Raw genomic sequence first — 19,667 nt, forward strand, 5'->3', positions numbered from 1 at the left:
AGTTCGGGGCGGTCCTTGTTTCCGCTAGTGGCCGTGATCGCGCGTGGGGAGAAGTGGGCATGCCGGAGGGGCGGCCGCGAACGACGTATGACCCCTGCAAACATCGAACGATAGTGGCATGGCGGTGTCGCGAGGACAGTCGTTCGGACAGAGTGCAAACGCGTCGCCCGACAGTGTTGTCGGTTGTTCGACCGATAGCGGCAGGGTCTTCGGGGTGGCACCGTTGTCCGGTGCTCTCGTCGAAGCGCATCTGGTGAGAGTAGGGAGATTTCATGAACGCACCCGGACCGTACGGCCAATACCCCTATCGGCCGCCTGTCGTACCGAATATTCCACCTGCACCGGGACGTCCGATTCCTCCGGGTCCTCAGTACCCCGCGAATACCGGCTACCCGCCGAATGCATTTCACCAACACAGCGGACCACCTTCGAACATTCCTCGTCCACCCGCACCAGGCGGAGGCAGGAATGCGGCAGTGATCATCGCGATCGTCGCCGCAGTGATACTTGTGCTCGGTGCTCTCGGCGTCGGCGGCTGGTTCCTACTTCAGAACAATTCGTCCGACGAGGCGACACAGACTTCGACAATGGCGAGTCGGACACGCGAACCTTCTGCCCAATCGACCCCGAGTGCGGCGGCACCGTCCGGGGCGTCAAGGCCCGCCGTCGTGACGTTGCCCCCGAACGCGCAGGCATGCCCAGCCGCGTTCGGGCCGGCGGGCGAATACGTATCGTCCGCGGCGGGAACGACGATCACGTCCTGCCCGTTCGCAGAGGCAGTCCGAGTTGCGTACGCGGGCAGCGGACAAGCCGGTGCGGCTCGAGTCGTCAATGCGACAAGTCCGGTCACCGGTAAGTCGTATGCGATGAACTGTTCTGCGGTAGGAGGTCTGGTGACGTGCACCGGCGGGGACAACGCGGTCGTCTATGTCTACTAGCCGTCGGCCTCTGCTAGGCGTTCTTGCAACCGTCGTTGTGATATCGCTGTCTGGGTGCACAATCCCAACCGACAGGGAAGACGGCAACGCCGTCGCAGAGAGCGCAACGGAATCGACTCTCGAACCGCTACCCCCTGTGGTTCCGGTCGATCCCAGCGTCGAGGCTCCTCTTCCTCCTAGCGGCGCGAATACAGTCCGTGAGGGATTCGCCTCCCTGGCAGAGTCCTATGCTGGACAGCTCGGTCTGGCGTACATGCCGGTCGGGGGAGGGCAGGTTCAGGTTCTCGGCGATTGGTCGACTGGAGTTGCGTGGTCCACCATCAAGGTGCCGCTCGCTGTCGCAGCAATGAGAGCCACCGGATCAGCCGAATTGCCCTCGGCAACTTCGGCAATCATCAACTCGGATAACGGAGCAGCCGAAGAACTGTGGGCTGGTCTCGGTGATCCATCAGCCGCGGCGGCAGCCGTCGAGCAGGTTCTGCTCGACGGCGGGGATACTTCCACGAACGTTCAGCCTGAGCGAATCCGCCCCGGCTACACACCATTCGGTCAAACAGAGTGGTCACTGGCTCAGCAAGCACAATTTTCTTCCGAGCTGCAGTGTGTGGACACCGGCTCCGCCGTAGTGGATCTGATGCGCCAGATTTCTTCGGACCAGTCCTGGGGTCTCGGCCGCATACCTGATTCCGCTTTCAAAGGTGGATGGGGACCCGACGAGAATGGTGGTTATCTGGTGCGTCAACTCGGGATCATCGAGGTCGCCGACGGGTTCACCGCGGTAGCCGTCGCTGCAGAACCCGATTCCGGATCGTTCTACGACGGAACCGTCATGCTCGACGCAATAGCCGAGATGCTGGGTAGAAATACTGATTCTCTCCCTTACGGGACGTGCGGATGACCACCCCGCAGCATCCTCGCCGGTCGAAACAAGCAAGGGACACAGGACTCTATCGGACGACAGCAACCACCAACGGTGGCACGAACCGTCGGACAGTGCTTTTTCGCTCAGACGAGACCACCTTCGGGCGAGGAGCGGTGACAACTCTGTCCATGGTGCTGCTCATCAGCGGCGTCTCCAATCGAATCGGTTGAGCGCGAAAGAAATCAGGGAGGTCGAGTCCAGGGCGATGGCCGCCACGATGAGGATGCCGGCGTACATGTCGGCTATGTCGAATCCGTCGTAGCGAGCGAGATGAAGTGCGGCCGTGGGACTGGCCAGCACGTCCTCGGAACGCGGACGCGGTGGATCGATGTCCACCTCGTGGAGGAAACGGCCTGGCCGCGCGCTCATCACGAGAACGCTATCGGACAGCAAAGTTGGAGCCGGCACGGGCGGTGTTCGTGCCGTCGGACGCCGCTGTGCGCGAGGCCGAGGAACTGTTGGCCGATCTGGGTCGAGCGAGCTCGGGCGTAGCGGTCGACAGCAAGGGGTTCCTGATCGACGAGGCCGTGGCCCGAACCGCTCGGCGGGTGGTGGAGCGAGCCCCTAGTTGAGTGCGTCAGTTGAGTGCGTCGGCGATTCTCGGTGCGAGGTTGTCGAGTGCGTAGGGGATCGAGAGGACCGAGTTGTAGGTGATCGCGCCGCGCTGGTCGAGGCTCGCTGCGATGATCGCGCCGTTGCGTCCGGCGGTCGTGTTCGCGAAAGCTGGGTTCAGCGCGACGATGTCGAAGTTCTCGTCCGGCCCGAGTACGAGCATGACGTCGGCGTCGAGGAGGTTCACATTCTCCGCGGAGACCTCGACGTAGAAGGTGTCGCCGGTGTCCCTGCTGGTGATCTCCTCGGGGATCTGGAAGCCGAGCGAGGTCAGGAACTGTCCGCGGCCGTCTCCCGGTAGGAAGCCAGCGAAGACACCGCTGTAGGACAGGATTGCGACTCCCGTCTTGTCTGCGAACTGCGGATACTTCGCGACGGTGTCCGCGATCAGTTGATCGGTCTTCGTATTCAGTTCGTCCCCTTCGCCGGGGACACCGAGGGCGGTGGCGATGGTCTCCGTCACCTGGGCGCGAGGAACCGCATAGGCAGCGGTGCCCGCTGGCCGGGCAATGGTGGGCGCGATCTCGCTGAGCTTGGTGTACGTCGCCACGTCGAATCCTGCGGTCACCCCGAGAATCAGATCAGGAGCAAGACCTGCGATCTGCTCGAAATTCGGTTCGGAATCCGACTCGATGAGAGTGAGATCGGCGTCCCCGACCTGCTCCTCGGTCCACGGTCCCAATCCTGTTTCGTAGAAGGCGAATCCGGTGTTTCCGACGGGTACCTGGCCGAGGGCGAGGACGACGTCGGCATCGGTCACGCCGAGCGTGACGATGCGTTCGGGCTTGGCCGACACCGTGGTGCTGCCGTACGCGTGCTCGATTGTGACCGGGAAGGCGCCCGACGATTCGGACTCCTCCGACGAATCTGTGTCCGAACCCGAGCACCCTGCCGCCAGCATCACACTGAGCAGAAGTGCTCCCAATTTCCATGAACGAACTCGCACTGCCTTCTCCGACCTAGTAGATATGGTGAGGTAAACCTAACCAACATAGGTGGCGTAGTGCAAAACGAAGCCGTGCGCGGATCTCTCAGTTCGGCAGCGGCGCCAGCTGCGCGAGTGTCGATCCGGACTGCAGTAAGAAGGTCCCATCGCCCCCGCCGACGTAGGTGTCCACCGACGACGACTCCTCGGGCAGCATCTTGCTGTACTCGGCCGACCAAAGTTTCTCGCCGGTGCGGACGTCGACGGCAATCAGGCTCCCGCCGCTCGTGGTCAGGACCGCATCACCATCGCGGGCGATGGTCGACCACACTTCGTCGGCCTGCCACCGCTGCTCGCCGGAGCGAAGATCGATCGCGACTGTGCGCTCATCGAGTTGCAGCAGACCGATGTCTCCCACCACGGCCACCAGAGTGCCGCGCGTGCGCGCTTCGTTCCACTCGTCGGCCTCCTGATCGAGTACCAGTAGGCCGCTGCGCCAGAGCTCGTCGCCGGTTGTGCGGTCGAATGCTTTGTCGCCCAAGACGATCGGCACGGTTACGTCGGTTGGTTCGTCGATGGACAGATAGTGCTGTGCCGGGCTCGACGAGGTGGCGAGTACGTCGCCGTCCCGGGTGAACGCAATGGTTCCGGTGACATCGGACGAGCTCGCATCGCAATCGAAGGTGGAGCCGACGGCGAGATCTCCGGCTGTTCGATACTGCGAGATCAGGCAGTCGTCGAGAATATCCGTTGTCCATATTTCGGCACCCGATTGCGCGTGGAAGGTGGCGAAGTCACCACCGAGGTCGAAGTAGCCGACGTCGGATCCGACCTTCAGCTGATCTGCATACTGATCTTCCCAGCCGGCCGAGACGGGCAGCGAGGTGCTCCAGTCTGCGTCGTAATCATCCAGGGTTCCGCGATGAAGTTGCACGTCCGCATCTTCGAGGTCGCCTTCGGCCACGTAGAGGCGCTCGTTCGCAACCGTTGCGGCGAACATGTATGGCGCAGTGTCGAAATGGCGCGATTGACCGGTCTCGACGTCGAACGTGACCAACCCTGGATTCTCGCCGTACGACGGTACCGAGCAGACCAGGTTACCGTCCAGGGTTTGCTCGGAGCATGCGTCGAAATCGCCCGCAGGCGAAGTCCACTTCACTTCGCCGGTATCGGAGTCGATTCCGAGCATCACTGCATCGGAGTTGGGACCGTCGCCGTCAGGGACGACGGCGAGCGTCAGAAGTACGTCTTCGACGCGAATGACGCCGACGCCCCACGGGTAGATCGACCCGGTTCGGGGGTCGGAGAACGTCGCACCGTCGAGCCCGCTCGCGGAAGCCTCAGTGGCCCAGGCCAACCCCGGGGCGCCGGGGGACGCGTCGGTGATCCGTTTGATCGTGGTCGTACGGTCCTGCGCGAGTACGACGGCAGCTGCTGACACCGTGACAACGGCAACGACGCCTGCGATCACGAGCTGAGTTTTCACGGCAGATCCAATCCCGGCGTCAGGGCCACACGCTCCAAGGCGGCGGGATCCCAGGGGTTTTCAGTGACGATCGTGATACCAAGACCCGATGGAGTGGCGACGGACGCGAAGCCGCCCGACCCAAACAGGCCAGGATCGGACGCGGCACCGCGATCGATGGCGATCGTCAACGGCCCTGCAGCGCTGTTCACCACCTGGCACAGGCCACCTCCCCATGTGCTCGTGCGCAGTGCACCGAGCGGGGGTGAGGGCAGTAGCGCGCCGGTATCTGCGCGTAACAAAGCAGAATCGAGAGCTTCGATCTCGGCGACGGTGAAAGGCTGTGTCTCTCCCGATGACTGGCTACTCGAGAACGCCGATGCAGAGCCGCATTCCGCCGAGTTTCCCGGTGTCCCCGGCGGCGGCGCCACCGAGGTCGCCAACGCCGGATCTGTGACGACCCGGACGAGTTCATCCAGGGTCAACGGCAGGGCATCCTCGTCGCCGGGAGCGGAACTGTACGCCGATACCCACGACCCGTCCGTTCGGTATGCCGTTGCGCTTCGAGTCGAGGTACGTTCGTCGTTCACTTCCCGCCACGAATCGTCCGTGTCGACGACGGTACCGTCGGGCAGAGTGGTTCTCTCGTCGAGTGTGCCGGCGACACAGCTGGGAACACCTTCGTCTCGCTGGGAAACGCCGAGGCTGACAAATCCCGATTTCCCTTCCCGCGAGAGGGTGGCCAACGCGCTCGTCGATTCGATCGACGGCTGCCCGGCTGTGTCGTCGTAGACGGGGATGGGGTCGAAGTACGGAATCTGCCCATCCTCGAACTCGACGTCCGAGGGGAGCGCCGCGGACAACGCCGTCGACATGAGCTGGGCCTTGGGACCGCTGAACCACGGAGCGGCAGGATTGTCGTAACTGGCCGAACCGTCTCCGATGAAGGAGAAGTATCGGTCTTCGATCGGTTCCTCGACGGAATCGCACCCGGGGATGGTGCTGGGATAGTCGACCTCCGGGGTCACGACGACGTACTCCTCCTGCGCAGGGGGAGGAGCTTCGGTCGAGGTCGCCGGCTGCACTGTCAGCTCGGGTTCTTCCGGGGTGGCGGTGAGACCGGCGACCACGATTCCGGCCGCAACGATCGAGGTGATGACGAACACCGTCATCAGCGTGTCGTGCGACCGCGGCGGTGCATGCTCGTCCATGCACCATTAGTACCATTCGTCTTGTTAACGACCGGACAGGCGAACGGGTTCAGCGGAAGTAGGAACCACTGGCCAGGTCGTCGGCCAGGGTCGGTCCCGTCGGCGTCCATTCGAGGAGCTTCTGCGTCATGGTGCTGGACGACGACAGATCCATTGCGAAGAAGTTGCCGATGAATCCGAAGTGGTCGAAAGCCTCCTCCGCCGGAATGGACGCGGTAGGCAATCCGAGTCCGCGCCCGATGGATTCGGCGATCTCCTTGGACGACACGCTTTCCTCGCCGACGGCGTGTAACCGAGCTCCCGCCGGAGCCGTTTCCAGCCCGAGCCGGATCATCTCGGCCGCGTCCGAACGGTGAACCGCGGCCCATCCTGTCGAACCGTCTCCTACGTACCCTGAGACCCCCTTGGCGCGGGCCGCGGCAACGATGAGGGAGATGAAGCCGTGGTCACCATCGCCGTGGGTCGTCGGCGAGAAGCGCAACGCGATCGGCTTGACGCCCTTGTCCGCATATCCGAGGGCGAGATTCTCCGCTCCGCCGCGCGGTGCGTCGGGACCGATGAACGGCGACGCGTCGTCCTCGGTGCTCGGGCGTCCCTGCGCCAAACCGGCGACGCCGGACGCGAACAGGAACGGCCGGTTCGAGCCGCTCAACACCTCACAGATCGTCTCGACGGCAGTGCGCTCGGCGCGATTGGACTCGGCGGGGTTGCTCCAGTCGTGTTTGTTCGCGAGGTGGATGACGGCCTCGGCATCGGACGAGCCCTCGCGCAGGCTATCGAGATCGTCGAGGCCTCCGCGTAGAACGGTGGCACCCTTGGCTTGTAGGGCTTTCGCCGACGCATCGGACCTGGCGAGGCCGGTGACCTCGTACCCAGCGGCGAGCAGAGTGTCGACGGTGGCCGAGCCGATCCAACCGGAGGCGCCGGTGACAAAAATGCTCATGCTATTTCCCCTTCTTCGATGGCTGTCGGGTGATGACAGCTCCTGACATCAGGGTACGCCCGACGTCAGGAACTGTCATCACTAAGATGGCCGCATGGCCAGATGGAAGCCGGGCGCGAAAGATCGACTGCATGCAGCAGCGTTGGAGCTGTACGCCGAGCGCGGCTTCGAACAGACGACGGTGACCGACATCGCCCAGGCTGCCGGGCTGACAGAGCGCACGTTCTTCCGTCACTTCACCGATAAGCGTGAGGTCCTCTTCGGCGGCCAGGATCAACTTCGGCAAGTCTTCGTGGACGGCGTGGCCGCGGCACCGGAGCCCGCCCCGGCGGTCGACGTCGTCGCCAATGCACTTCAGGCCGCTGCATCGTATTTTCCCGATGAACGACGGCAGAGCTCACGCACACGACAAACCGTCATCGACGCGAATCCGGGTTTGCAGGAACGCGAATTGCTCAAATTGGCGTCGCTCACACAGAGCATCGCAGTTGCGGTCGGTGAGCGTGGTGTGCCCGAGCCCCAGGCGACTCTGGCCGCACACACCGCAGTGACAGTGTTCGGCGTCGCGTTCGTGCAATGGATCGAAGACGGTGAACAGCGGTCGTTCGGAGACATCGCGCACGAAATCTTCGAAGAGTTACGATCCCTGACGAGCCCGCCTCTCTGACACTATGTCGGGCATGACGATCGCGCTGCGCCCAGCGTCGTTCACCGCCGGGACTCTCACGCTGCTGGGTGCATTGTATTTTGCCCAAGGACTGCCCTTCGGGTTCTTCACTCAGGCACTGCCGGTGGTTCTGCGTGAGTCGGGATACTCGTTGGTGCAGATCAGCGCAACCGGGGTTCTGTTTCTCCCGTGGGCTCTGAAATTTCTGTGGGCGCCCTACGTCGATCGCTACGGGACGCGGCGGCGATGGTTGCTCGGCTTGCAGTGCGGGGCTGCCGCGGTGGCCCTCGGATTGTCCGCGCTCGATCTGTCCTCGACACTTCGCTGGTTGTTCGTCGGCATCTTCGTCGTCAATGTGTTCTCCGCGACGCAGGATATCGCTACCGACGGCATCGCCGTGCGGCTGCTGACGCCTCGACTGCTCGGGCCGGGTAACGGAATTCAGGTCGGCGCCTACCGAATCGGAATGGTGTGTGGCGGCGGGCTTCTGCTGTGGTTCTTCACGTTCGCGGGGTGGCGAGCGCTGTTCGTCGCGATGGCGGCCCTGCTGTTGCTGACGACTCTTCCGGTGCTGCTGATGCGTGATCAGTTGAACGCCGCGGACGATGGACGTGGCGGCGGTGAAGGTGGCGGTGATGGACGTGGCGGCGAGCCGGATTCGCCTGTGCGCCTTGCGCTCGGCTGGTGGTCTCGGCTGCGTCGCCCCGGGATTGTCACGCTGATTCTGCTGATAGCCGGTTTCAAGTTCGGTAACTCGATGGGCTCAGCGCTCGTCGGCCCCTTCATGTCCGACGAGGGCCTGACTCTGAGCCAGATCGCGTTGGTGGAAGGCGGTGTGTCCTCGGTTTCTGCACTCGGGGGAGCGGCACTGGGCGCATGGCTTTCTTTCCGATTCGGCCGAATGCGAGCGCTGCTCTTCGGCGGCATCAGTCAAACCCTCAGTCTCGGTTTGTACTTGGTGGCCTCGTTCGGAATAGGCGGCTTTCCGCTACTGGTGACGGCAACGGTGACCGAGCACGTCCTCGGCGGCGCGGCAACAGTTGCGGTGTTTGCGCTGATGATGGATGCCGCCGAGAAACGTTTCGCCGGAGCAGATTACACGTTGCTCGCGTGCGCAGTAGTTTTTGCGCAGGGTGCCGCGGGCATCACCGCAGGGATTGTCGGAGACCTCTTCGGATACTCGGTGATGTTCGGCTCAGCGCTTGTTCTATCCGGCATCGGGTGTGCAGTGTTGGTGATCGCACTCGGCCGCGGTGCGGGTCCGAAAAGTTTGAAGGAACCCGTGTTGCCGAGTGCGGCAAGAGCTGGTCAGCGACTGATCGGAACCAATCGACTCGGCGTTGCGTCTAAATCTACGACGGACGGCGACGGGGGGATCGGGTGCGGAAGTGGGTACCTGCATGTGTGGCCGCGATCGCCCTGCTCAGCGGGTGTGCCGACGGTGTGGAGCCTCATGCCGTCGGTGAGCCGACCAGATGGGATCCGTGCAGCATCACGCCAGAGGCAATCGGGGCGACCGGGTTGGACCCTGGTTACCGAGACGAAGGGTGGGGCGATGGCATCGTCGTACCGGATTGGGCGATTTGTTCGTTCAAGTCGCCAGGCGTCGATATTGCCTACTTTTTCGTAGTGATGTCATCGGTCACCCACACTGTCGAAGACCTCCGCCGAGACACGTCGAATATCAATGGACGGGATCTCGACCTGGACGGCCGCGATCTGTTTCTGTACGAGACAGAGGCGACGAGGTCGATCGACGACTGTAACATCGCAGTCGGTCTTGCACGCGGCATCGCTGTATTCACGGTCAACTATATGAATGTCGGCGATGGCGTCGATCCTTGCGAACTGGTGCTCGGGCACCTCGCCGACCTCGAATTCGCCTTGCCCCAGTGAGATTTGGAGATAATAGTGACCAACTTTGGCGAACCGCTCACGTACTGGCAGTCTTTGTCGTTGGCAGTGGACCATGGCGACTTGTACCTCGACGCGACCGTGGCGCAGGCGTGCAGTACCGCATGCGACGAGTACCTAGTCAAACTGCGCGCTCACCAATCCGCGGCGAAAATGTTGGGCCGCGTCACGGGTCTTGGTGAGTTCGACTCCGGCAAGGATCTGCGACGAATATTCTCCGAGAAGGCCGTTGGCGGTGAGAACAACCTGGTCGACGTGTTGCAGAGCCACATCGACGTCGTCGAGAAGATGAAGATCGTCTTTCAGAAGCTCATCGTGGACACCGAGGGTCAGGATCGCGAGAACGCCGTTGGTCTTGGCCTCGCGGGGCCGAAGTGAACTGCGTGCCCGCTGGGCTGAATTGCATCGCGGTTGTGTGGTGAGGACGTCCCGCGGTTCGTCGGCCTAGGTTCTCGGCGCCTTCAGTGACTTCGCGAGATCGTTGTCGATTTCAGGGCAGGAGACGGAACCAGCCGCGTTGCCTGTGCGTCTAAGTTGACGACGGACGGCGACGAGGGGGATCGGGTGCGGAAGTGGGTACCTGCATGTGTGGCCGTGGTCGCCCTGCTCAGCGGATGTGGCGACGGTGTGGAGCCTCATGCCGTCGGTGAGCCGACCAGATGGGATCCGTGCAGCATCACGCCAGAGGCAATCGGGGCGACCGGGTTGGACCCTGGTTACCGAGACGAAGGGTGGGGCGATGGCATCGTCGTACCGGATTGGGCGATTTGTTCGTTCAAGTCGCCAGGCGTCGATATTTCTTACTTCCTCGTTGTGAAGTCGTCGTCGACTCATACGATCGAAGAAGCTCGTCAGGACCCGTTGAACGTTTCGGGACGTGGTTTCGTCTTGGACGGTCGTGACGCGTTCCAGTTCGAGACCGAGATCGCGAGATCGATCGACGACTGCAATGTCGCTGTCGGCCTGCCACACGGCGTCGCGGTCTTCACGGTGAACTACATGGATGTCGGCGATGGTGTCGATCCTTGTGGACTCCTGCTTGGACACCTCGCCGATCTCAAATCTGCTTTGCCTTGATGAAGTTGGGAGCTCGTGATGGCTGACCCTGGCGAACCGCTCACGTACTGGCAGTCGCTCGCACTCGCAGTGGACGAGGGAAACTTGTATCTCGATTCGGCTGTTGCGCGTGCGTGCAGTAATGCTTGCGATGTCTACCTCGCAAAACTCGAGGTGCACAGGTCCAAAGCCAAGGAGTTAGCCAACGTAAGAGGCCTCGGTGAGTTCGACTCCGGCAAGGACCTGCGACGAATATTCTCCGAGAAGGCCGTTGGCGGTGAGAACAACCTGGTCGACGTGTTGCAGAGCCACATCGACGTCGTCGAGAAGATGAAGATCGTCTTTCAGAAGCTCATCGTGGACACCGAGGGTCAGGATCGCGAGAACGCTGCTGGTCTTGGCCTCGCGGGGCCGAAGTGAACTGCGTGCCCGCTGGGCTGAATTGCATCGCGGTTGTGTGGTGAGGACGTCCCGCGGTTCGTCGGCCTAGGTTCTCGGCGCCTTCAGTGACGTCGCGAGATCGTTGTCGATTTCAGGGCAGGAGACGGAACCAGCCGCGTTGCCTGTGCGTCTAAGTTGACGACGGACGGCGACGAGGGGGATCGGGTGCGGAAGTGGGTACCTGCATGTGTGGCCGTGGTCGCCCTGCTCAGCGGATGTGGCGACGGTGTGGAGCCTCATGCCGTCGGTGAGCCGACCAGATGGGATCCGTGCAGCATCACGCCAGAGGCAATCGGGGCGACCGGGTTGGACCCTGGTTACCGAGACGAAGGGTGGGGCGATGGCATCGTCGTACCGGATTGGGCGATTTGTTCGTTCCGAATTTCTGGTGTCGATATCCCGTACGTTCTCGTTGTGAAGTCGTCGCTGACCCACACTGTGGGCGAAGCTCGCGCAGACACACGGAATATCGATGGACGCGACATTGCACTCGGTGACCACGGCGCGTTCGAGTACAAACTTCATGTCGGGAAGACCGGCCGGTCTTGTGAAATCGCGGTAGACGTACCACCTGGAATCGTGGTGTTCTCGGTGATCGATATGGACCGTCTGACGGACGACAGACTGTGCGGGCTGGTCGAGCAACATGCGCATGATCTACAGGATTCACTACCAAATGCAATGAAGTAGGAGGTCTGTGGTGAGTACCGATGGTGAACCAGTCACGTATTGGCAATCGCTGGCCTTCGCGGTGGATCAGGGTGACCTGTATCTGAATCCTGCAGCTGCACAAGCATGTAGCGATGCGTGCAGTGACTACATCTCGAAGTTGATCGAGCATCGCACGAACGCTTACGTTTTGGCCGACGTCACAGGCCTCGGTGAGTTCGACTCCGGCAAGGATCTGCGACGAATATTCTCCGAGAAGGCTGTTGGCGGTGAGAACAACCTGGTCGACGTGTTGCAGAGCCACATCGACGTCGTCGAGAAGATGAAGATCGTCTTTCGGAAGCTCATCGTGGACACCGAGGGTCAGGATCGCGAGAACGCTGCTGGTCTTGGCCTCGCGGGGCCGAAGTGAACTGCGTGCCCGCTGGGCTGAATTGCATCGCGGTTGTGTGGTGAGGACGTCCCGCGGTTCGTCGGCCTAGGTTCTCGGCGCCTTCAGTGACGTCGCGAGATCGTTGTCGATTTCAGGGCAGGAGACGGAACCAGCCGCGTTGCCTGTGCGTCTAAGTTGACGACGGACGGCGGCGAGGGGGATCGGGTGCGGAAGTGGGTACCTGCATGTGTGGCCGTGGTCGCCCTGCTCAGCGGGTGTGGCGACGGTGTGGAGCCTCATGCCGTCGGTGAGCCGACCAGATGGGATCCGTGCAGCATCACGCCAGAGGCAATCGGGGCGACCGGGTTGGACCCTGGTTACCGAGACGAAGGGTGGGGCGATGGCATCGTCGTACCGGATTGGGGTCGCTGTTCCTTCAAACCTCCTGGGTTGGATGTCAAGTACTTCCTCAGTGTCGAGGTGTCGCTTTCTCACACTCTCGCAGAAACTCGTGCAGATCAGTCGAGGATCGATGGACAGGACATCACAATCGGGGATCGCGACGCGTTCGAGTACAAGACTCGTGTTGGGAAGACGGGCCGGACCTGCGACATTGCCGTTGAGGTAGAACCGGGTGTCGTGGTGTTCTCGGTGATCGATATGGATGACCTGGCGGACGCAGAATTGTGTGAAATGGTTCTGCGGCACACCCAGGATCTAGAAGACTCGCTGCCAGCACCAGTCTGAATCCTGCAGCCGCACAAGAGTGTAGCGACGCGTGCAGCAATTACATCCTGAAGTTGCATGGACGCCGTCCCATCGAGGGCGGTACAGGCAAGGCTCTTTGGGCAATCAGCTGAAGCCGGCTGCTTCGGTTCGACAATGAAGAACGGCTTGCAGGTTCCCGAAATGTCCGGCTGGCGCCTCGGTCTGTTCGTGATTGTTCTCGGTGATCGGTTGAGTATCCGACTTTGAACAACTTTGCTTATCTCGCCGCCAATTCGAATTATTCGAGCGGTACAAGGCGAATCGTACGTAGGCGGCACCGGCCGACCAACGCTTGCGTGTGGTGCCGTCAGGATTGCCGCCGCATAGAGCGAGAGGGGAGATGGATCGAACTCCGGTCATTAGGTCACGGCAGTTCGTTGGAACGCTGATGCGCATTCAATGATGTATTGCCAGTAATTCCCCAGAATATCCGAGGATGTCATCGCGCATGTCCCTACCGAAGTCTCGTCAGCCCGTCGTCAGCGCACCGATGACATCGGACGGGCTGCGGCCCTGTGGCTCGGCGGCGTCGAGTCGTCAGTGGCGACGGCTGTACTGGACGCAGCGACCGTGGGGCGTTCGGTGATCCTGGTGGAGATCTACCGCAGTGGGAGTGGGCGGCGTTTCCGTGCGGTCGGGCAAGGCTACGACGACGGTTGGGCGGAGCTGGCAGAGCGCTACGGCGTCGAGGTCGACGAATAGTCAGGCGATCTGGGGAACCGGATCGTACTCTGGTGCGTCCAATCCATCGAAGGACGCTACCGAGGGGGATGTGTGCGCACGAGTGTGACGGTTGTGATCGTCGGTACCGCTCTTCTCGGAGGGTGCAGCGGATCAGGCGACGAGATCGGAGTCGCAACACCTGCACCACCACGATGGGACCCCTGCAGCATCAGTGCCGAGGCAATCGAGGCGACGGGCCTCGATCCCACGTACAGGCAAATTGGTTGGGGTGAAGGCATCACAGTTCCCGATTGGTCGTTGTGCATCTTCCGTGGGCCCGATGCGAAACCGTCGTACTTTCTCAACGTCAAGTCCTCCGATATACATACGATCGAGGATGCTCGCGAAAATCAATCCAATCTCGCAGCCGTCGAATTGCAGGTCGGCGGCCGAAATGCGTACCAGTTCAACACCGCCAAGTCTCGGTCCATCACGGACTGCAACGTCGCCGTGAGTGCGGCATCGGGAGTGGTTGTCTTCACGGTGAACTCCATGGGAACCGATGCGATAGCCGGGGATCCATGCGACATCGTGATCTCGCATACAGCGGATCTGGTTCTTCTGTTACCACCGGTCGAGAAGTAAGGAATCCACTTCATGTCCGATTCTGAGAGCTCGATCGGTTACTGGCAGGCTCTCGCGCTTGCTGCAGACCAGGGCTGATTTTTTTTCGAGCCTGGCGCAGCGGCTGCTTGTATCCAAGCGTGTGAGCAGTTCGTCGCCGGACCGTTGGTTCATCAAACACGCGCGCAGGAGCTCACCGATGTGAACGGACGAGCCTTCAGAAGAACGCGCCGTCCCGGCGGTGCCTCCCCGCTGATATCGGACGGGCTGCGGCCCTGTGGCTCGGCGGCGTCGAGTCGTCAGTGGCGACGGCTGTACTGGACGCAGCGACCGTGGGGCGTTCGGTGATCCTGGTGGAGATCTACCGCAGGGGGAGTGGGCGGCGTTTCCGCGCGGTCGGGCAAGGTTACGACGACGGTTTGGTGGAGCTGGCAGAGCGCTACGGCGTCGAGGTCGACGAATAGTCAGGCGATCCGGGGAACCGGATCGTACTCTGGTGCGTCCAATCCATCGAAGGACGCTACCGAGGGGGATGTGTGCGCACGAGTGTGGCGGTCGTGATCGTCGGTACCGCTCTTCTCGGAGGGTGCAGCGGATCAGGCGACGAGATCGGAGTCGCAACACCTGCACCACCACGATGGGACCCCTGCAGCATCAGTGCCGAGGCAATCGAGGCGACGGGCCTCGATCCCACGTACCGGCAAATTGGTTGGCCGTCGGGGATCGTGGTCGATGATTGGTCTCTGTGCAAATTTCGAGCGACGCCGGAGGATCAGTCCTACTTTTTGAATGTCCTGTCGTCGGACGTGCACACTCTGGCGACGCTTCGACAGGACGACTCCAACCTGCACGCAGTCGATTCGACGATCGGAGGGCGTGATGCGTATCAATACGAAACCAGCGTCTCGCGGGCGGTAACAGACTGCAATGTTGCAACCGAGGTCACGGGCGGCATTGTTGTCTTCACCGTCGATTTTGTGGGAGGGACCGACCCCGCCTCGGATCCGTGCGAGTTGGCGCAGGCCCACGCAATCGACTTGGAGCCGCTGCTACCACCATCCGAGAGGTAGGAGAGACGATGAGCGAGCCCGAGAATCCGACGACATATTGGCAGTCACTTGCGCAGGCCGCCGACCAAGGGCATTTGTTCTTGAACTCCGAAGCTGCCGCAGCGTGCAGTCGTGCTTGCGACACCTACATCGACAAGCTCATCGCCCATCAGGACGCGGCCAAACTGTTGACTACCGCGAACGGCCTCGGCGAGTTCGAGTCCGGCAAGGCTCTTCGGGAGATTTTCTCGGCCAAAGCTGCTGGAGGTCCGAACAACCTTGTCGACGTGCTGCAGAGCCGCATCGATGTGGTCCGGAAGATGCAGGTCGTGTTCGACAAGTTCTTCGAGACGACAGTGGCCGACGACCAGGAGAATGCTGCGGCAATTGGACAGAATGGGCCGAACTAGGCGCCCCCGAGGTCGTTCGGCGGCGAACGGACGAGCCTTCAGAAGAACGCGCCGTTCGGCAGTGCCTCCCCGCTGATCTCGTAGGCGCCGATGGCCTTGGCCTTGTACGTCCGCGGGTTGTGTGCGGCCAGGGTGCGGATGTTGCGCCAGTGCCGATCGAGGTGAGAGCTCTGCCGGGCCGCAGTACCGCCTCCGACGTCGAAGAGATCACTTGCCGCCTTCAACGCGATCTCGTCGACGACTACCTTTGCCTTCGCCGCACGTAGCGCGGCGCGCTGCGACAGCTCGAGCTCTCGGTCGGTGCCGTGCGCGGCGTAGGCGTCGGCCAATGCATCTGCGGCATGCAGGACCAGAGCCTCGGCCGCGTACGCCTGGCTGGCGAGCAGTCCGACCGATTGTTGCAGAATCGGATCCTCCACCGGCGATTCCGACGCAGCGTGGTAGAACGTGCGCTGTTTGGTTCGGACCAGTTCGGCGGCATCGCGGGTGACGCGCCGCAGAATTCCGGCGATCACGGCCGTGAGGTAGAGCTGCGGAAATGTTGCAGCATAGGAGGTCTCGCCGTAGGCGCCAGTGCCGAAGAACTCCGGGAGCTCGACCGCCACATTGTCGAACCGGGTTGTGCCACTTCCGGTGAAGCGTTGACCGATGCCGTCCCAGTCGTGCTCGATGGACACCCCGTCGCGGTCCGCGGGAACGATGACGCGGACCGATCCGCTGCCGGGCCCCTGCGCTCGCACGAGTAGGAAGTCCGCATACAGATTCCCGGTGCTGTAGAACTTGGTTCCGTTCAAACGCAAACCCTCGGGACCGTCGGTGATCGCTGTCTCGTACGGCTGGTCACGGCCACCGGCGAACGCGCGGTTCAGTTCGGTCGACGCCAATCCGAACAGCTGCCCGGCCTCGATATGCGCAAACCACTGCTCGTCGGCGTCGATGTGTCGCTTCAGCAGTGTCTCGACAAAGCTGAAATGGTTCCGAAGACTGTGCGCGACATTGGGATCCACCTCCCCGATGTCGATGACTACCTCGAACAGCTCGGTCAGGGTTGCCCCACCGCCCCTTCCGCCGGGCAGCCGTAGCGCACCGAGGCGTGAGCTCCGCACAGCCTCGAACTCCTGAAACGGATGCCGGTGTGCGTCGTCCCGGTCGATCACCCCGGCATCGATATGCGCGAGAAGCGCTGCCAATTCGGGTGATCCAGCAGAGACAGGGCCATCGAAGCTCGAATCGATCCCGGCGCCGGGCAGAAGTGCAGTCATGCGACAAGCTCCTTGGCTCGCGTGCGAAAGGTAGTGGTCAGTAGTAGATCGAGTCGGGCACGCCGCCGCCTGCGAAGATCCCGTCACCGGTGATCGCCACACTGCGAGGTGACGCCAGGAATGCGACGACCCACGCCACCTCCTCGGGTTCGATGACCCGCCCCAGGATGTTCGACGGCGTGACGTCGCCGCGCTTCTCGAGCTCGATGTAGCGCTCGGTGCGCGTCGGGCCGGGATTGACGACGGTGACGTTGATGCCGTGTGGGCCGAGCTCGTCGGCGATGTTCTTGGTCAGTGCCGTGACCGACGCATTGCGTACCGAACCGATGACCGATGCCGTCCGACGCGATGCGGTGCCACCGATGTTGACGATGCGTCCCCACTTGTTCTCGATGAGATGCGGTGCAACCGCCCGGATGGTGCGTAGATATCCGATGACCTTGACGTTGATCTGCCGCTGGAACCAGTCGTCGTCGGCGTCGAGATAACTGGATCCGTGCTGTGCCGGTTGCTCGGCTGCGTTGTTGACGAGAATGTCGATGCCACCGAACTCCGCCACCACCCGTTCGACGAGCGACTGCACGGATGCGTCGTCCCCGGTGTCGGCGGTGACGGCGAGGACCTTGCTACCGGAGTCCGCGGAGATGCGCTCGGCCGCGGCCTCGAGCACGTCCTGTCGACGCGATGTGATGGCAACGGATACGCCGTTGCGCGCGAGCTCCAGTGCGATCGCGTAGCCGATACCCGTGCCACCACCGGTGACGATCGCGCGCTTGCCGTCCAGTTCGAGAGTCATACGCCAATCGTGATCCGTATCAGGGTCACTCGCAATGTTTACGATCGACGAGAATTATTCCCGGTCCGCTACCGGTAGTGCGCGAGGTGTTCGCATCACCGTGATCGCAACCCTTCGCGGAGGACGAGAATGGTTCTACCGTGTGGCAGTCACCCGATTGCGCACAGAACCAGGAACCGAATGCCCCGTCCCGATCCGTCCGTCTTCTTCGTCTCGTCCGAGTTCTACTTCGCGGACCGTTTCCCACGATGGAAACAGGACGGGTACGTCTCCGACACCGGCGAGCAGAGAAGTAACAAGGCGGCATTCGCGCGGGAGCTGGAGCACATCGGGTTCGACGCCATCTTCATCGCCGACTTCGCCGGGTTGAATCGGACGCAGATCAAGTACCGCGGATCTCGGTCGTTCGAACCGGTGACACAGGCCGCGTTCCTGGCCGCGCACACCGAACGCATCGGATTGGTCATCACGCTGTCCACGCAGTTCAGTGAGCCGTACACGGTGGCAAGGGAATTGACCTCGTTGGACCGCCTGTCCGACGGGCGAGCAGGGTGGAACGTCGTCACCTCCTTCAACGGGGAGACCAACTACGGCTACGACAGGATCCCGCCCCCGCAGGACCGCTATCGGCGAGCGCGTGAATTCCTGAATGTCACCAGGGCGCTGTGGCATTCGTGGAAGCCGGATGCGATCGTCAAGGATCGCGAAGCGGAGATCAACGTCGACATCGACAAAGTCGTCGACATCGAGTGGCGCGGTGAGTTCTTCTCGGTGCACCAAGCGCTCGACCTGCCACCTTCGCCGCAGACCTTCCCGGTGTTGGCGCAGGCGGGTGCATCCGACATCGGTATCGAATTCGCCGCCGAGTCGGCCGAGGTCGTGTTCGTCGCGACACCCGACATCGGCGCCGGACGTGCGTACTACCAGCAGCTCAAAGCTGCCGTCGTCGCCAACGGCCGCAACGCCGACGATCTAAAGGTGCTCCCCGGCATACGCATCTACCTCGGTGACACCGAAGAGCATGCGCGCGAGCAGTATCGCGGCGAACTGACCGATCTCGATCTCGACCGGGCACGCGAGGCGATCCGCTACGAGGTGCCGGATCTCGATCTGTCCGATCTCGGCCTCGACGATCTCATTCCGCCGGAACGGTTTCCGACTCAGGCCGAGATCGAGAAGAACGGTCGACGCATCAGCCGGGCCCTGATCTACCGGGACTGGGTGGTATCGGGTGAGTACGCCACCGTTCGGGACTTCCTGCTGCGACAGGCGACGTCGTTCGGGCATTTTCAGATCGTCGGAACCGCGGAGTCGGCAGCACGGATCATCGAGACGTGGATCGAGGAGAAAGCGTCGGACGGCTTCATCCTGCTCGGTGGGTCGAGCTTCGACCGAATTCAACACGACTTGATCCCGCTGCTCCGAGACCGCGGAATCTTCCGAGAGGCCGGATCCGATCAGCCGACGACATTGCGTCGGCGGCTCGGAACCAACACCCCAGGCCTCGGTGACGACGCCGACCGCAGTGACCGCCTGCTCGCGTGACGTACGTTTGATGGCATGACACGATCGGATACAGCGCTGCAACGGCTGGGCGACGAGGCTTTCGTCTCGCTCACCACTTTCCGCCGATCGGGCGAGCCGGTTTCGACACCCGTGTGGATTGCGCGCGACGGCGAGGATCTCGTTGTGATCACTCCGACCGAGAGCGGGAAGGTCAAGCGCATCCGCAATTCGAGCCGCGTCGAGCTCCGGCCGTGCTCGAGGCGAGGGCAGGTGCCCGACGGTGCACCGGTGGTATCGGCTCGGGCGAGCATCGACGCCGGCGACTCCGCGGCCCGCGCTACCGGTGTGATCAAGAAGAAGTACGGCGCCGAGTTCCGAGTCGTCATGTTCGTCGAACTGCTGCTCGCGCGGCGCAAGAAGCCACGGGTGATTCTGCGGCTCGCCGGCATCTAG

At 62.3% G+C, this 19,667-nt stretch carries 25 protein-coding genes and 1 pseudogene; 19 read left to right on the top strand and 7 right to left on the bottom strand.

The features are described 5' to 3' along the window. The first annotated feature begins 476 nt into the window (after positions 1-476). Together RY1_RS23250 and RY1_RS23255 are read left to right on the top strand one after the other, a co-directional pair. Complete coding sequence (locus tag RY1_RS23250) at positions 477-938, top strand: hypothetical protein (protein ID WP_072806433.1); 462 nt, start codon at positions 477-479, stop codon at positions 936-938. 253 nt (positions 939-1,191) lie between these two features. Beyond that, positions 1,192-1,836 (top strand): hypothetical protein, encoded by a 645-nt coding sequence (locus RY1_RS23255; protein ID WP_139279964.1) that lies wholly within the window; start codon positions 1,192-1,194, stop codon positions 1,834-1,836. Positions 1,837-2,001: 165 nt separating this feature from the next. On the opposite strand, the gene RY1_RS30765 is transcribed toward RY1_RS23255, so the two are convergent. Continuing rightward, positions 2,002-2,229: a hypothetical protein gene (locus RY1_RS30765; protein ID WP_245819895.1), complete on the bottom strand. Its 228-nt coding sequence runs from the start codon at positions 2,227-2,229 to the stop codon at positions 2,002-2,004. Between the two features lie 26 nt (positions 2,230-2,255). Here RY1_RS30765 and RY1_RS30020 point away from each other — a divergent pair, with 26 nt between their 5' ends. After that, positions 2,256-2,432, top strand: a complete 177-nt coding sequence (locus RY1_RS30020) for a hypothetical protein (protein ID WP_156376403.1) — start codon at positions 2,256-2,258, stop codon at positions 2,430-2,432. A gap of 5 nt (positions 2,433-2,437) precedes the next feature. On the opposite strand, the gene RY1_RS23265 is transcribed toward RY1_RS30020, so the two are convergent. The 4 genes from RY1_RS23265 to RY1_RS23280 form a co-directional block, all read right to left on the bottom strand. After that, positions 2,438-3,418: an iron-siderophore ABC transporter substrate-binding protein gene (locus tag RY1_RS23265; protein ID WP_245819897.1), complete on the bottom strand. Its 981-nt coding sequence runs from the start codon at positions 3,416-3,418 to the stop codon at positions 2,438-2,440. Positions 3,419-3,503: 85 nt separating this feature from the next. Next, positions 3,504-4,883, bottom strand: a complete 1,380-nt coding sequence (locus RY1_RS23270) for an outer membrane protein assembly factor BamB family protein (RefSeq protein WP_072806437.1) — start codon at positions 4,881-4,883, stop codon at positions 3,504-3,506. Continuing rightward, complete coding sequence (locus tag RY1_RS23275) at positions 4,880-6,073, bottom strand: hypothetical protein (RefSeq protein ID WP_072806438.1); 1,194 nt, start codon at positions 6,071-6,073, stop codon at positions 4,880-4,882. Before RY1_RS23275 ends, RY1_RS23270 begins: the two co-directional genes overlap by 4 nt. Positions 6,074-6,122: 49 nt before the next feature. Further along, positions 6,123-7,016, bottom strand: a complete 894-nt coding sequence (locus RY1_RS23280) for an SDR family oxidoreductase (RefSeq protein ID WP_072806439.1) — start codon at positions 7,014-7,016, stop codon at positions 6,123-6,125. Positions 7,017-7,110: 94 nt separating this feature from the next. Here RY1_RS23280 and RY1_RS23285 point away from each other — a divergent pair, with 94 nt between their 5' ends. From RY1_RS23285 to RY1_RS23350, 14 genes and pseudogenes are all read left to right on the top strand, one after another. Further along, positions 7,111-7,683 (top strand): TetR family transcriptional regulator, encoded by a 573-nt coding sequence (locus RY1_RS23285; RefSeq protein ID WP_072806440.1) that lies wholly within the window; start codon positions 7,111-7,113, stop codon positions 7,681-7,683. Positions 7,684-7,696: 13 nt separating this feature from the next. Next, positions 7,697-8,989, top strand: a pseudogene (locus RY1_RS23290) (MFS transporter); the annotation flags it as partial. A gap of 137 nt (positions 8,990-9,126) precedes the next feature. After that, positions 9,127-9,579 carry a DUF3558 family protein gene (locus tag RY1_RS23295; protein WP_245819898.1) on the top strand — a complete coding sequence of 151 codons (453 nt, stop codon included), beginning with the start codon at positions 9,127-9,129 and terminating at the stop codon, positions 9,577-9,579. A gap of 15 nt (positions 9,580-9,594) precedes the next feature. Continuing rightward, on the top strand, positions 9,595-9,975 hold the full coding sequence (locus tag RY1_RS23300; RefSeq protein WP_072806441.1) for a hypothetical protein: 381 nt from the start codon (positions 9,595-9,597) through the stop codon (positions 9,973-9,975). A gap of 186 nt (positions 9,976-10,161) precedes the next feature. Continuing rightward, on the top strand, positions 10,162-10,674 hold the full coding sequence (locus RY1_RS29465; RefSeq protein ID WP_245819899.1) for a DUF3558 family protein: 513 nt from the start codon (positions 10,162-10,164) through the stop codon (positions 10,672-10,674). Positions 10,675-10,692: 18 nt separating this feature from the next. Continuing rightward, a complete protein-coding gene (locus tag RY1_RS23310; RefSeq protein ID WP_072806442.1) occupies positions 10,693-11,073 on the top strand; it encodes a hypothetical protein in 381 nt (126 codons plus the stop codon). Positions 11,074-11,322: 249 nt separating this feature from the next. Next, a complete protein-coding gene (locus tag RY1_RS23315; protein WP_245819910.1) occupies positions 11,323-11,784 on the top strand; it encodes a DUF3558 family protein in 462 nt (153 codons plus the stop codon). 10 nt (positions 11,785-11,794) lie between these two features. Then, a complete protein-coding gene (locus RY1_RS23320) occupies positions 11,795-12,175 on the top strand; it encodes a hypothetical protein (RefSeq protein ID WP_072806444.1) in 381 nt (126 codons plus the stop codon). 249 nt (positions 12,176-12,424) lie between these two features. Next, positions 12,425-12,883, top strand: a complete 459-nt coding sequence (locus RY1_RS23325) for a DUF3558 family protein (RefSeq protein WP_245819911.1) — start codon at positions 12,425-12,427, stop codon at positions 12,881-12,883. Between the two features lie 561 nt (positions 12,884-13,444). Beyond that, complete coding sequence (locus RY1_RS30770) at positions 13,445-13,606, top strand: TerD family protein (RefSeq protein ID WP_245819901.1); 162 nt, start codon at positions 13,445-13,447, stop codon at positions 13,604-13,606. Between the two features lie 72 nt (positions 13,607-13,678). Further along, complete coding sequence (locus tag RY1_RS23335) at positions 13,679-14,212, top strand: DUF3558 family protein (protein ID WP_169914812.1); 534 nt, start codon at positions 13,679-13,681, stop codon at positions 14,210-14,212. A 281-nt stretch (positions 14,213-14,493) separates the two neighbouring features. Further along, the gene (locus tag RY1_RS23340) at positions 14,494-14,655 is read left to right on the top strand and encodes a TerD family protein (RefSeq protein ID WP_306305358.1); all 162 of its coding nucleotides are present in this window, start codon (positions 14,494-14,496) and stop codon (positions 14,653-14,655) included. Positions 14,656-14,727: 72 nt separating this feature from the next. Then, the gene (locus tag RY1_RS23345; RefSeq protein ID WP_169914814.1) at positions 14,728-15,261 is read left to right on the top strand and encodes a DUF3558 family protein; all 534 of its coding nucleotides are present in this window, start codon (positions 14,728-14,730) and stop codon (positions 15,259-15,261) included. 8 nt (positions 15,262-15,269) lie between these two features. Then, on the top strand, positions 15,270-15,650 hold the full coding sequence (locus tag RY1_RS23350; protein WP_072806446.1) for a hypothetical protein: 381 nt from the start codon (positions 15,270-15,272) through the stop codon (positions 15,648-15,650). Between the two features lie 38 nt (positions 15,651-15,688). Here the strand turns inward: RY1_RS23350 and RY1_RS23355 are convergent, their stop codons facing one another. Together RY1_RS23355 and RY1_RS23360 are read right to left on the bottom strand one after the other, a co-directional pair. Beyond that, on the bottom strand, positions 15,689-16,912 hold the full coding sequence (locus RY1_RS23355) for an acyl-CoA dehydrogenase family protein (RefSeq protein ID WP_072806447.1): 1,224 nt from the start codon (positions 16,910-16,912) through the stop codon (positions 15,689-15,691). Positions 16,913-16,949: 37 nt separating this feature from the next. Beyond that, on the bottom strand, positions 16,950-17,708 hold the full coding sequence (locus RY1_RS23360; RefSeq protein WP_072806448.1) for an SDR family NAD(P)-dependent oxidoreductase: 759 nt from the start codon (positions 17,706-17,708) through the stop codon (positions 16,950-16,952). 180 nt (positions 17,709-17,888) lie between these two features. Between RY1_RS23360 and RY1_RS23365 the strand changes: the two genes are divergently transcribed. Together RY1_RS23365 and RY1_RS23370 are read left to right on the top strand one after the other, a co-directional pair. Next, positions 17,889-19,253 (top strand): NtaA/DmoA family FMN-dependent monooxygenase, encoded by a 1,365-nt coding sequence (locus RY1_RS23365; RefSeq protein ID WP_072806449.1) that lies wholly within the window; start codon positions 17,889-17,891, stop codon positions 19,251-19,253. A 15-nt stretch (positions 19,254-19,268) separates the two neighbouring features. Then, positions 19,269-19,667 (top strand): PPOX class F420-dependent oxidoreductase, encoded by a 399-nt coding sequence (locus RY1_RS23370; RefSeq protein WP_072806450.1) that lies wholly within the window; start codon positions 19,269-19,271, stop codon positions 19,665-19,667.

This window comes from Rhodococcus yunnanensis NBRC 103083 (assembly GCF_001895005.1).
Lineage (GTDB): Bacteria > Actinomycetota > Actinomycetes > Mycobacteriales > Mycobacteriaceae > Rhodococcoides > Rhodococcoides yunnanense.